Below are 12,402 nucleotides of genomic sequence, written 5' to 3'. Positions count from 1 at the left end.
GCTCTGATAGATCGCTGTAAACGATTCTACCGGATGTTTTTGCTTACGCTCCAGCACTATCCGCTTTCTTGTTAAAAACCTGTCACCAGAGCGTAATTTTTTCTGCACAAAGCGGCGATTAGGCCGATTCGGTCAAACTCATCAGGCTGGCATTACCGCCGGCAGCGGTCGTGTTGACGCTGATAGCGCGTTCGGCAACCAACCGTGCCAAGTTGTATTGCCCATCCTCCTCCGCCAACAACAACGGTACGCGTGCGCCATCGCGGGCCGCTAATGCCTTACGCAATGCTTGTGCCTCACTCTGGTTACCAGAGAATAATACTGCACTGACGTCTTCTGCTTTTAAGGCAAAGGCATCAATCGCCAAACCTAAACTATCAGGCAAACGCGGTAACAAGGTCTGTGCTGCGGCGTTATCTGCAATTCGCACCCGATTGCCGGTGGCAAAGGCTGCGATTAGCTGCATGGCTAATGCGCGTGCGCTGTCAGCGATACATGATACGGTGCCGCGTGGAGCAAAATGCAGGCTGTTGCGTTCCCCTGTTGGGCCAGGTAACAGCATGTCGCGTTCCAACAGGCTGAGCTGTTGGCAGGTTTGCAACCACTGAGCTAACCGTGTTTTATCCTGTTGCAACTCTGGGACACTGGTTAATGCGGCGAATAAGTGATCCAGTCGTGCCGACTGTGCGCCAGTTTGCGCCAGATTGGCTGGGGCTTGCCATTGTGCGGTGCGGGTCAGACGTTGCAGATAGAACGGGCCACCGGCTTTCGGGCCAGTACCCGACAAGCCTTCACCACCGAACGGTTGCACACCCACAACAGCACCGACAATATTACGATTGACATAAATATTGCCAACATGGGCGGTGCTGGTGATTAAGTCGATGGTTTCATCAATGCGGCTGTGAATACCAAGGGTGAGACCATAACCAGTGGCGTTGATGTCGCGAATCAGCTGGGGCAGTTCGCGACTTTGGAAACGGACAATATGTAAGACAGGGCCGAATACTTCGCGTTTGAGCTCGCGAATGCTGTCAATTTCAAACAGCGTCGGCGCAATAAAACTGCCTTCGCTACATTCGCTTGGTAACGCGATTTGGTACATCCATTTGGCAGTGCGCTGCATCTGGCTGATATGGCCGAGCAATTGCTGTTGTGCTTCGCGGTCGATCACGGGGCCAACATCGGTACTGAGTCGGTTTGGATTCCCGACGCGTAATTCATCCATCGCCCCTTTCAGCATGGTGATAACGCGATCAGCAATATCTTCTTGCAGACACAAAATGCGTAAGGCCGAACAACGCTGGCCGGCAGAATCAAAAGCCGAGCTTAACACATCGGTAACAACCTGCTCTGGCAAGGCCGAGCTATCGACAATCATCGCATTTTGGCCGCCAGTTTCGGCAATCAACGCCACATCATGCGCATGTTTGGCCACGGCGCGGGAAATGATTTGAGCGACTTCTGTTGAACCCGTGAAAATTACGCCCTGTACCCGTGGGTCACTGCTGAGTGCGGCACCGACGGTTTCGCCACGACCGGGCAGAAATTGCACGACATCGTGTGGAATGCCTGCTTGGTGCATCAGGCGCACCGCATGGGCGGCAATTAAGGCGGTTTGTTCGGCAGGTTTGGCTAAAACGGGATTGCCAGCGGCAATGGCAGCAATCACTTCACCGACGAAAATCGCCAGCGGGAAATTCCACGGGCTAATCGCCACCACCGGCCCAACTGCTGGGGTGCGTTCTGGCGAGAACACAATGCCATCGCCCCCACGAATTTGTAAGGCATAGTAGCGGCAAAAATCGACCGCTTCGCGCACTTCAGCCACCGCATTGGCAAAGGTTTTACCCGCTTCGCGGACGGCCAAGGCAAGGAAGCTGCTGCGTTGCGCCTCTAATTGATCGGCAAAAGCTTCGATTACATTGGCGCGCTCAATCGGTGAAGTTGCGGCCCAACGACTTGCGGCGGCAGTTGCTGCGCTCAGCGCGTGTTCCACATCGTCTAATTCGGCTTCAATAACGCGGCCAACGATATCGCTATGTTGCGCTGGATTGAGCACCGGCAAAGCGGTAGTGTGGTTGCTTGGTTTACCCGCGACGATAGGGCAGGCTAACCAATCTTGATGACCGTGTTCAGTCAGGGCTTGGTCGAGTTCGTTGAGAGCAATTTCCGAGGCTAAATCCAAACCATTCGAGTTTAGCCGCGATGCGCCATACAACTGCGGTGGTAGGGCAATGCGCGGATGGGGGCTGCCAGCCAGTTGTTTGGCTTGTGCCACTGGGTCGGCAACCAGCTCATCAATCGACACCGATTCATCCACGATGCGGTTAACGAATGAGCTATTGGCACCATTTTCTAACAAGCGCCGTACCAAATAGGCTAATAAGGTTTCATGTGAGCCGACTGGCGCATAAATCCGGCAGGCGCGATTGAGTTTATCTTGGCCGACCACCTGATCGTATAAGGTTTCACCCATGCCATGTAAACATTGGAATTCAAACTCTTTGCCCTGTCCCAAATGCCAAATGGCCGACAGCGAGTAGGCGTTGTGGGTGGCAAATTGTGGGTAGATGGCGTCTTGTGCTGCCAGTAATTTTTTCGCGCAAGCAATATACGACACATCGGTATACACCTTGCGTGTATAGACGGGATAGCTGCTGAGACCATCGACTTGGGCGCGTTTAATTTCCGCATCCCAATAAGCCCCTTTCACTAAGCGCACCATAAAACGATGGCCGGTTTTGCGCGCCAGTTCAACTAACCAGTCGATGACAAATGGGCAGCGTTTTTGGTACGCCTGCACTACAATCCCAATGCCATCCCAACCAGCCAACTCATCATCGTGGGCGATGGCTTCGATTAAATCCAACGACAGTTCGAGGCGGTCAGCTTCTTCCGCATCGATATTGAGACCGATATTGTATTTTTTGGCCAATACAAATAAGGCTTTTAAGCGTGGCAGCAATTCTTGCAAGGCGCGGTCGCGTTGGGCGCGGCTATAACGCGGATGAATTGCCGACAGTTTCACCGAAATACCGGGGCCTTCGATAATGCCACGACCATTGGCGGCTTTACCAATCGCATGAATGGCCGTTTCATAGTCTTTCATGTAACGTTGGGCATCGGCCTCGGTCATCGCTGCTTCGCCAAGCATGTCATAGCTAAAGCGATAACCACGGGCTTCGCGCTCGCGGCCATTCGCTAATGCCTCGTCAATGGTTTCGCCGGTAACAAATTGCTTGCCCAACATTCGCATGGCCAAATCAACGCCTTTGCGGATCAGCGGCTCGCCACCTTTGGCAATCAGGCGCGATAAAGAATGCGATAAACCCGCTTCATTATGGGTGTTGACCAACTTGCCAGTAATCACCAAGCCCCATGTTGCCGCATTGACAAATAACGATTGGCTCTGGCCCAAGTGGGCGCCCCAATCGCCTTTAGAAATTTTATCGCGAATGAGCTTGTCGGCAGTCGCTTGATCGGGAATCCGCAACAGGGCTTCGGCCAAACACATCAAAGCTACGCCTTCTTGACTCGACAACGAAAATTCATGCATCAACGCATCAACGCCACTGGCGCGGGTGCGCTTGTGGCGGACATCGCTGACCAGCTTTTTCGCCAAAGCTTGGATGCCTTTAATCTCACCCGCTGGAATATCAGCTTGGCTTAACAGGCTGCGAACACATTCGCCCTCATCACGGCGCCACGCGGCGGTGATGGCATGGCGGCTGGGGGTTTGGGGTAGGGCAAGCGTCGGAAAAGACATGATTTTGATGCTCCATCGAATTCGAGATTTTTGACAATAATATTCGATGTAATGCATGTAATGCAATATATCAGACTATATTAAGACAGAAATACAATACAAAAATCTGGCTTTTGCTTTTTTTGTGGATATTTATACTTTTCGCGTTGCAACATTCGTGTAAAGACAAGAAAAAAAGCCTATAATGCTAAAGGCATGGCAAGCAATTAGCGATAACTTCTGTACCTTAGCTCTAAGTCAGTGAAAACACCATGAAGCGAAATCGAAATAAAAAACCTCTCGACCTGATCGACCGCAAAATTCTGGCTGTGCTACAACTCAATGCCAAAATTTCTAATGTGGACTTGGCCGATCGTGTCCACTTAAGCCCAACGCCCTGTTTGGAGCGAGTGAAGCGTTTGGAGTCGGAAGGCTATATCCGCGACTATGTCACCCGCCTCAATCCCCATTTACTCGATGCTGGAATGTTGGTCTATTTAGAAGTCACGTTGACCAGCACCAGCTCTGAAGTATTAGAAGAATTTAATCGTGCGGTGCAAACCATTCCCGAGATTTTGGAATGCCGGGGGCTTTGATTACTTATTAAAGATCCGCGTCAACGATATTCAAGCTTTTCGTGTGCTGTTAGGCGATATGTTGAGCTCGCTGCCGCATGTGCGTGAAACCCATACCTATGTGGTGATGGAAGAAGTGAAAGAACAAACCAGCTTGCCGATAAAAACGTGAGTTTGGCATGGTCCTCAGAATTCTCGAAATTTTATTTCCTGTCCTATCGATTATCGCCATCGGTACGCTGTATGGGCGTTTTCGGCGGCCTGATATGTTGGCGGCCAACCAACTGAACATGGATTTATTTGTGCCGGCGTTGGTGTTTGCTGCGTTGGCGAGTAAAGACTTTCATGTCATGGCCTATTTGCCGTTAGCTGCGGCTGCCACAGCCGTAGTCTTAGGTTCGGGGCTGTTAGCATGGCCGGTGGCACGTCTATTAGGGCTTGATTGGCGCACTTTTGTCCCACCGATGATGTTCAACAACACCGGCAACATGGGCATTCCGGTGATGGTATTGGCGTTTGGTAGCCAATGGTTACCGGGGGCGGTGATTGTATTTTTAGTCGAGATGGTGTTGCACTTTTCGCTTGGGCTGTGGATGTTAGACCATAAAACCAAGCTATTGGGCTTGTTTAAGCAGCCGGTGATTATGGCAACGATTCTTGGTTTGGTGGTCAGTCTTGGTCAAATTGCTCTTCCTGCGCCATTGCAAATCGCCCTGAAAATGTTGGGCGATATTTCCATTCCCTTGATGTTGTTTGCACTTGGGGTACGGATGGCTGGCATCTCCTTTGCCGATTGGAAAATCGGGGTGATTGGTGGCATCTTGTGTCCATTATCGGGCGCGGTAGTGGCTTGGCTATGGTTACAGGCTTTTCCATTGCCGCCGATGCAAGAGGCGTTGCTGTGGGTGTTTGCGGTGTTACCACCGGCGGTGTTGAACTACTTGGTTGCCGAACGCTATCAACAAGAACCGGCTCGGGTGGCATCGATTGTGCTCATTGGCAATAGTTTGTCGGTTTTTTCGTTGGCGATTGTTTTATATTTGGTTTTGCCGCACTAGATTTTTCTTTGTTGCAATGCAATCTTGCATACGAGATGAAAAACGCTGTGTTAAAATTAGTTGATTTTTCAACGCACTGAAGCTTCCATGTCTCGCAACCTCCGCAATATCGCTATTATCGCTCACGTTGACCACGGTAAAACTACCTTGGTTGACCAACTCCTACGCCAGTCCGGCACTTTCCGCGACCATCAACAAGTTGATGAACGGGTGATGGACAGCAACGACCTCGAAAAAGAACGGGGTATCACGATTCTGGCAAAGAACACTGCCATCGAATATCAAGGCACACATATCAATATCGTGGACACCCCCGGACACGCCGACTTTGGCGGTGAGGTTGAACGGGTGTTAGGCATGGTTGATGGTGTGTTGCTGTTGGTCGATGCCCAAGAAGGCCCGATGCCACAAACTCGTTTTGTGACCAAAAAAGCCTTGGCTTTGGGTCTGCGCCCTATCGTGGTGATTAACAAAATCGACCGCCCCGGTGCGCGTCCTGATTGGGTAGTCGATCAAACTTTCGATCTGTTCGACAAACTCGGTGCGACCGATGAACAGCTCGATTTTCCTATCGTGTATGCGTCTGGCCTGAATGGTTTTGCCAAGCTCGAATTAGAACACGAGTCAACCGATATGCGTCCGCTGTTCGAGGTGATTCTCGAGCATGTGCCTACGCCTCCCGGTGATGCTGAAGCGCCGTTACAACTGCAAATCTCTGCTTTGGATTATTCCACCTACACTGGCCGTTTAGGCGTGGGCCGTGTGTTGAATGGTCGCATCAAACCTGGTCAAGCCGTGGTGGTGATGAACCATGAAGACCAAGTGGCACAAGGCCGGATCAACCAAGTGTTGGGTTTCAAAGGTCTCGAACGGGTTCCGGTCGAACAAGCCGAAGCTGGCGACATTATCATCATCTCTGGTGTCGAAGACATCGGGATTGGTGTCACCATCTGTGATCGTGAGCAGCCGGTTGGCTTGCCAATGTTGTCGGTGGACGAACCAACGCTGACGATGGACTTTATGGTGAACACCTCGCCTTTGGCCGGTACCGAAGGCAAGTTTGTTACTAGCCGTCAAATCCGCGATCGTCTGCAAAAAGAATTGCTGACCAACGTCGCTTTGCGTGTTGAAGAAACTGGCGATGCGGATATTTTCCGCGTGTCCGGTCGTGGCGAATTGCATTTGACCATTCTGTTAGAGAACATGCGCCGCGAAGGTTTCGAGATGGCCGTCGGTAAGCCTCGCGTAGTTTACAAAGAAATCAATGGCGAGAAATGTGAGCCATACGAAAACTTGACCATCGACTTGGAAGATAACCACCAAGGCGCGGTGATGGAAGAAATTGGCCGCCGCCGTGGTGAGTTGACCAATATGGAGTCGGACGGTAATGGCCGCACTCGCCTCGAGTACCACATTCCTGCCCGTGGCTTGATTGGTTTCCAATCCGATTTCTTGACCATGACCCGCGGCACTGGCTTGATGAGTCATGTGTTTGATGACTACGGTCCAGTAAAACCAGATTTACCAGGTCGTCACAACGGCGTGTTGATTTCGCAAGAAAATGGCGAAGCCGTGGCCTACGCATTGTGGAACTTGGAAGACCGTGGCCGGATGTTTGTCAGCCCAGGCGAAAAGTTGTACGAAGGGATGATTATTGGCATTCACAGCCGTGAAAACGATTTGGTCGTGAACCCAATTAAAGGTAAGAAACTAACCAACGTTCGCGCATCAGGAACTGATGAAGCGGTGCGTCTGACCACACCGATTAAACTGACATTAGAATCGGCCGTGGAGTTTATCGATGATGATGAGCTGGTTGAAATCACCCCTCAATCGATCCGGATTCGTAAGCGTTTGCTGAATGAACACGATCGTAAAAAATCGGTACGCGGCCTGCTCTAATCGCTGACTAGTAGTCGAAAAAAGGGACGTGGATAGGAAATTTCCAACGTCCCTTTTTTGTGGCTATTTTTGCTTTATTGTCCCAATACTTTCCCTGGGTTCAGAATCCCCTGTGGGTCAAACACTGCTTTGATTCCACGCATCAGGGCAATTTCTGCCTCACTACGGCTGATATGAAGATAGTCGCGTTTGAGCAGTCCCACCCCATGTTCAGCTGACATACTGCCGTTAAAACGTGCCAGCAAGGCGAATACCAGTTCATTGACACGCTCACAAGCGACACGGAAACGGTCGATCTCCCATTCTTCTGGCCGCAAGATATTGATGTGCAAATTGCCATCACCAATATGACCAAACCACACCACTTCAAAATCGGGATATTGTTCGGCCAACAAGGCATCTAACTCCGCCACAAAAGCCGGTACTTGCGACACTTTCACCGCAATATCATTTTTATACGGGGTGCGAGGGGTGATAGATTCGCTGATATCTTCGCGTAACCGCCACAAATCACGCGCTTGGCTGTCGGATTGTGCCAACACCCCATCAACCACCACGCCTTGTTCCAGTAACTGTTCAAACACTGTCAACGCTGCTTCATCTTCATTGTGGGCGTGTTCATACTCAAAAATCACATAGTAAGGCGCACTGCCATCGAAGGGACGCCGTACATGACCACGGGCAAGGACATGACCCATCGCTGCTTCAGAGAAAAACTCAAACGCGGTTAATGGCAAGGCAGCGCGGACAGAAGCAAACACCGTCATGATGTCGCTCAACTCGGGCACTGCTAGGACCATGACGGCTAAAGGGGCCGGCGGTTGAGTGAGGCGTAAGGTCACGGCGGTGATGAGCCCTAAGGTGCCTTCTGAACCAACAAACAGATGGCGTAGGTCATAGCCGGTATTGTTTTTCACTAAGCCCTGATTCAGCTGTAATACTTCGCCGGTGCCAGTAACACATTCAATCCCTGCCACCCAATCACGGAACATGCCCCAACGCAATACTTTAATTCCGCCAGCATTGGTCGCCACATTGCCACCGACTTGACTCGACCCACGCGAAGCAAAATCAACCGGAAAATATAAGCCTTGCTCAGTCGCGAAATTTTGTAAAGCTTCGGTGATGAGGCCGGCTTCAACTGTTACGGTGCGGTCAATCGGGTTGAAATCACGGATGCGGTTCATGCGATCGAACGAAACGACCACCTCGCCTTGGGTGGCGCAAGCACCACCGGATAAACCGGTTCTGCCACCAGAGGGGACGAGGGCGATTTTTTCGCTCGCTGCAAGTTTCACTAAAGCAGCAACTTCTTCAGTGCTGGTGGGAAAGACAACAGCACTGGCGCAGGGCTCGGTGTAACGTGTCCAATCACGGCCATAACGTTGTAAGCTATCATCATCGGTGGCGATGCGTGCTGCGGGAATGGCGGTTGCCAACTGTTCAGCAAGCGAATGCGAAGTTGTCATATTGGATTTTCCTTACGGTCTTATTGCAGAACTGAGATTCTATGAGGATAATAGTTGAGAATATTACTCGGATATTGACCTGGAGAAAACACCATGCCGCGTTACTCGTTGGACAAAGACAAAATTAAAATCTTGTTGTTGGAAGGCGTACACCAAACTGCCTTGGATGCCTTTGCTGCCGATGGCTACACCAATATCGAATATCACAAAAAATCGTTAGGCGAGGCGCAGCTGTTAGAAGCCATTCGCGACGCTCATTTTGTCGGTATTCGTTCACGCACCCATCTCACCGAAGCAGTGTTTGCCGAGGCGAAAAAACTGGCTGCCGTGGGATGCTTCTGCATTGGTACCAATCAAGTCGATCTTGCTGCGGCACAACGACGCGGTATCCCCGTTTTCAATGCACCCTTCTCGAACACCCGTTCGGTGGCTGAGCTGGTGTTGGCTGAAACCATTATGCTGATGCGCGGCATCCCCCATAAAAATACCTTGTGCCATAGCGGTGGTTGGACAAAATCTGCCGAAGGTTCGTACGAAGTACGCGGAAAAACCTTGGGCATTATTGGCTATGGTCATATCGGCACCCAAATCGGCATCTTGGCCGAAGGCGTGGGGATGAAGGTGGTCTTTGCCGATATTGAAACCAAATTGCCGTTGGGCAATGCACGGCAGGCTAGTTTGGATGAAGTGTTGGCCGAGAGTGACGTGGTAACACTGCATGTACCGGAAACACCGGAAACACAAAACATGATTGCAGCGGCAGAGTTAGCCAAAATGAAAGCCGGTGCTCACCTCATCAACGCTTCGCGTGGTACGGTGGTTGATATTCCTGCGCTGGCAGCCGCCTTACAACAAGGTCATCTCGGCGGTGCGGCAATTGATGTTTTCCCCGTTGAGCCGAAGGGGAATGATGATGAGTTCATCTCTCCATTACGTGGTCTCAGCAATGTGATTCTGACCCCGCATATTGGTGGTTCAACACTCGAAGCACAGGCCAATATTGGGGCGGAAGTGGCGGCGAAATTGCTCAAATACTCCAATAACGGATCCACCGTTACCGCAGTCAACTTCCCTGAGGTGTCTTTGCCGGCGCACGGAGGCAAGAAACGCCTGCTGCATATCCACGAAAACCGCCCTGGGATGCTGGCGCGGATTAACGAAGCGCTGTCCACCACCGGTGTCAACATCGCTGCTCAATATCTACAGACCCGCGACAATATCGGTTATGTGGTGATTGATACTGACAGCGAAGCCCCCGATGCAGCTTTGGCCACGCTTGGCGCATTAGATGGCACCTTGCGCAGTCGGGTGTTGTACTGATTATTTTTCTGGTATTGAGCAAGTGGTGTTATTGAAGACCTGCGCCACTTGTTGCATCTGCCAATCAAAATAGGGATTAAACGTGAGGCGGGCATGTGCTTTATCTGCCTCACGATACCCCCAGTCGGAATACCAAACCTCTGTCCCCTGTTCACATTGCTGCTGTTGTGATGGCGTTTGGCCATTGTGACAAAGCCGGACTTTGCCTTGACGACCATATACCCAATTCTGCGGTGAAAACATCACGCTCATGTGGGAAAACTGACTGATACGTTGTTCTGGCAAATGGTCGGGTTGGAAATAGAGATGGGGTGCCTGCCACTTGCTTGCGGTTTCCGCTTTGCCATACCACAGGAGGCGACTGCACGAATGTGGAAAATACTGCGAGAAGTATTGGGCTAAGAATTCAACGTCCACCACCGAATCATGCTCCGCCACCACCATCACCACTGGCCGGCGATAAGCTTGTGCTGACAGCGCGTGTCGCACTGCTCGGCTGCTGTGGTAATACTGAGCAAAACCATTGGTTGGGGTGTTGAAATAGCGTACAGGGTTGCGTTGTGGCCGGTCTGGACTCGGCTCGCGTAACCACGGCTTGAACGGCGCGACCCAAGGCGTGAGCCAGTCATAAGCGTTGCCAGACTTAAAGGCAGGGGATAACAGCAAAAGACCGGCAGTGTCATCACGTTGCAACGCTTCGAGCACCACCAAGTTTGCCCCCGTTGAAAACCCACCGAGATAGACCTCTTTGACTTCGCGTTGTAGCTGTTCCGTCTGTTGTTTAACCACTTGCCGCCAATCAGCAAACCGCACGGTCAACAAGTCTTCGACCTTGGTACCGTGCCCTGGTAATAAGACGGTGCGAACTAAAAATCCCTGTGCTGTTAATCGCTGGCCGATATCATGGAAGGAAAAAGGCGAATCGCCCAAACCATGAACCAATAAAATACCTCGGCTTGGCTGGCTTGCTGTAGCAGGTCGCCATTCTTGTGGGCTATTGGCTTCGGTTTCAAAACGTTCACCAAAACGACCATCAAACTGGCGTTGTTGTACGATGTGCTGCTGTGTGGCGTAGCGATATTGCTTAAAAGACGTGGGGCTGTTGGCTGGTGTGGTATCGAGGCTATGACAGGCACTCAAACCAAATAAAGCCAACAAGCAAATCACAGAAGATAAAACACGCATCATCATCAACCTTACACCTTGGGTGCTTTCATGCTTAGATTTCACGCTAATTTTTCTATCAAAACAGGTTTCCTGCTTTCCCTAGGAATAGCATTTGGCTTAGCGACGATGGCGATTAATGCCTCTGATCTACCAATCCGGCCATTGGTCAAAGCCGGCCCTTGCCCTAGTGGTTACAACACTAGCGGCAACTATTGTAAGCCAAGCCATCACGCTCGCTTTGCCGTACCGAAATATGGCAGTTGCCCAAGCGGTTATTCCACAAGTGGAAATTACTGCCTAGCCAGCCATCACGCCAAATACGCAATCCCCAAATCAGGAAGTTGTCCAAGCGGCTATTCCACAAGTGGTAGCTATTGTTTGAGTCACCAATAACCGCATTGCTCTATGGTGATAGGGCTTTGCGCCAGTCCGCTAGATGGCTCACCTGATGACATTTACCGATGGACAGGGAATTTTTTACCTGCGGTTAAGATTCTACCGCATGGTATGGTGGCGATTGTCGGTGAAAAGCTGCAAAGAAGGACAATCATGCTGAAAACAGAGAGAGATTGGGTCAGGCTGTGGCGTATTGACTGAGATTTTGCAAGCAAAACGCAAAAACTGCAGTCTTAAACCGGCTGCAGTTTAAATTTGGGTACTGTTTTTTATCGACTTCAGATTAGGCTGGCGGAGTGGACGGGGCTCGAACCCGCGACCCCCGGCGTGACAGGCCGGTATTCTAACCAACTGAACTACCACTCCGTTTTGAATTCTGGTGGGCGGTACTGGACTCGAACCAGTGACCTCTGCCGTGTGAAGGCAGCGCTCTACCAACTGAGACTAACCGCCCAAACGATAGCTGACACAAGAGTGCTTTGGCGGAGCGGACGGGACTCGAACCCGCGACCCCCGGCGTGACAGGCCGGTATTCTAACCAACTGAACTACCGCTCCAAAGCGTTGGCGGAGTGGACGGGACTCGAACCCGCGACCCCCGGCGTGACAGGCCGGTATTCTAACCAACTGAACTACCACTCCGCAGTGGTGGGTGGTAACGGATTCGAACCGCTGACCCTCTCCTTGTAAGGGAGACGCTCTACCAACTGAGCTAACCACCCGTCGCTGTTTGCTTGTCGCTGCAGCGAAGAACTGCATTTAATCATG

At 51.3% G+C, this 12,402-nt stretch carries 9 protein-coding genes and 5 tRNA genes; 5 read left to right on the top strand and 9 right to left on the bottom strand.

Annotation, left to right across the window (positions count from 1 at the left end; all coding sequences use genetic code 11):
• Positions 1-118 precede the first annotated feature (118 nt).
• The gene (gene putA / locus G465_RS0107945) at positions 119-3,769 is read right to left on the bottom strand and encodes a trifunctional transcriptional regulator/proline dehydrogenase/L-glutamate gamma-semialdehyde dehydrogenase (RefSeq protein ID WP_022653950.1); all 3,651 of its coding nucleotides are present in this window, start codon (positions 3,767-3,769) and stop codon (positions 119-121) included.
• A gap of 251 nt (positions 3,770-4,020) precedes the next feature.
• Here putA and G465_RS14000 point away from each other — a divergent pair, with 251 nt between their 5' ends.
• The 4 genes from G465_RS14000 (at position 4,021) to typA (ending at position 7,283) form a co-directional block, all read left to right on the top strand.
• Positions 4,021-4,344, top strand: coding sequence for a winged helix-turn-helix transcriptional regulator (locus G465_RS14000; protein ID WP_444541699.1), 324 nt, complete (start codon positions 4,021-4,023; stop codon positions 4,342-4,344).
• Positions 4,298-4,495 (top strand): Lrp/AsnC ligand binding domain-containing protein, encoded by a 198-nt coding sequence (locus G465_RS16605; RefSeq protein WP_505579015.1) that lies wholly within the window; start codon positions 4,298-4,300, stop codon positions 4,493-4,495. Before G465_RS14000 ends, G465_RS16605 begins: the two co-directional genes overlap by 47 nt.
• A 7-nt stretch (positions 4,496-4,502) precedes the next feature.
• Positions 4,503-5,381: an AEC family transporter gene (locus G465_RS0107935; protein ID WP_022653949.1), complete on the top strand. Its 879-nt coding sequence runs from the start codon at positions 4,503-4,505 to the stop codon at positions 5,379-5,381.
• 87 nt (positions 5,382-5,468) lie between these two features.
• Positions 5,469-7,283 carry a translational GTPase TypA gene (gene typA / locus G465_RS0107930; RefSeq protein WP_022653948.1) on the top strand — a complete coding sequence of 605 codons (1,815 nt, stop codon included), beginning with the start codon at positions 5,469-5,471 and terminating at the stop codon, positions 7,281-7,283.
• Between the two features lie 74 nt (positions 7,284-7,357).
• On the opposite strand, the gene G465_RS0107925 is transcribed toward typA, so the two are convergent.
• Positions 7,358-8,752, bottom strand: coding sequence for a D-2-hydroxyglutarate dehydrogenase (locus tag G465_RS0107925; protein WP_022653947.1), 1,395 nt, complete (start codon positions 8,750-8,752; stop codon positions 7,358-7,360).
• A 93-nt stretch (positions 8,753-8,845) separates the two neighbouring features.
• Here G465_RS0107925 and serA point away from each other — a divergent pair, with 93 nt between their 5' ends.
• Complete coding sequence (serA, locus tag G465_RS0107920; RefSeq protein ID WP_022653946.1) at positions 8,846-10,072, top strand: phosphoglycerate dehydrogenase; 1,227 nt, start codon at positions 8,846-8,848, stop codon at positions 10,070-10,072.
• Here serA and G465_RS13995 read toward each other — a convergent pair whose 3' ends face one another.
• From G465_RS13995 to G465_RS0107880, 7 genes are all read right to left on the bottom strand, one after another.
• Positions 10,073-11,263 (bottom strand): alpha/beta hydrolase, encoded by a 1,191-nt coding sequence (locus G465_RS13995; RefSeq protein ID WP_022653945.1) that lies wholly within the window; start codon positions 11,261-11,263, stop codon positions 10,073-10,075.
• 175 nt (positions 11,264-11,438) lie between these two features.
• A complete protein-coding gene (locus G465_RS15765) occupies positions 11,439-11,588 on the bottom strand; it encodes a hypothetical protein (protein WP_155846515.1) in 150 nt (49 codons plus the stop codon).
• Between the two features lie 336 nt (positions 11,589-11,924).
• Positions 11,925-12,001: transfer RNA gene (locus G465_RS0107900), tRNA-Asp, on the bottom strand.
• An 11-nt stretch (positions 12,002-12,012) separates the two neighbouring features.
• A tRNA-Val gene (locus G465_RS0107895) sits at positions 12,013-12,089 on the bottom strand.
• Positions 12,090-12,115: 26 nt separating this feature from the next.
• Positions 12,116-12,192 (bottom strand) — tRNA-Asp (locus G465_RS0107890).
• Between the two features lie 7 nt (positions 12,193-12,199).
• Positions 12,200-12,276, bottom strand: a tRNA-Asp gene (locus G465_RS0107885).
• 4 nt (positions 12,277-12,280) lie between these two features.
• Positions 12,281-12,356 (bottom strand) — tRNA-Val (locus G465_RS0107880).
• Positions 12,357-12,402: the final 46 nt, after the last annotated feature.

It is taken from the genome of Aquaspirillum serpens DSM 68, assembly GCF_000420525.1.
Taxonomy (GTDB): domain Bacteria; phylum Pseudomonadota; class Gammaproteobacteria; order Burkholderiales; family Aquaspirillaceae; genus Aquaspirillum; species Aquaspirillum serpens.
Note: the sequence above shows the minus strand (reverse complement) of the source record. Positions and strands in the feature narration are given on the sequence as shown.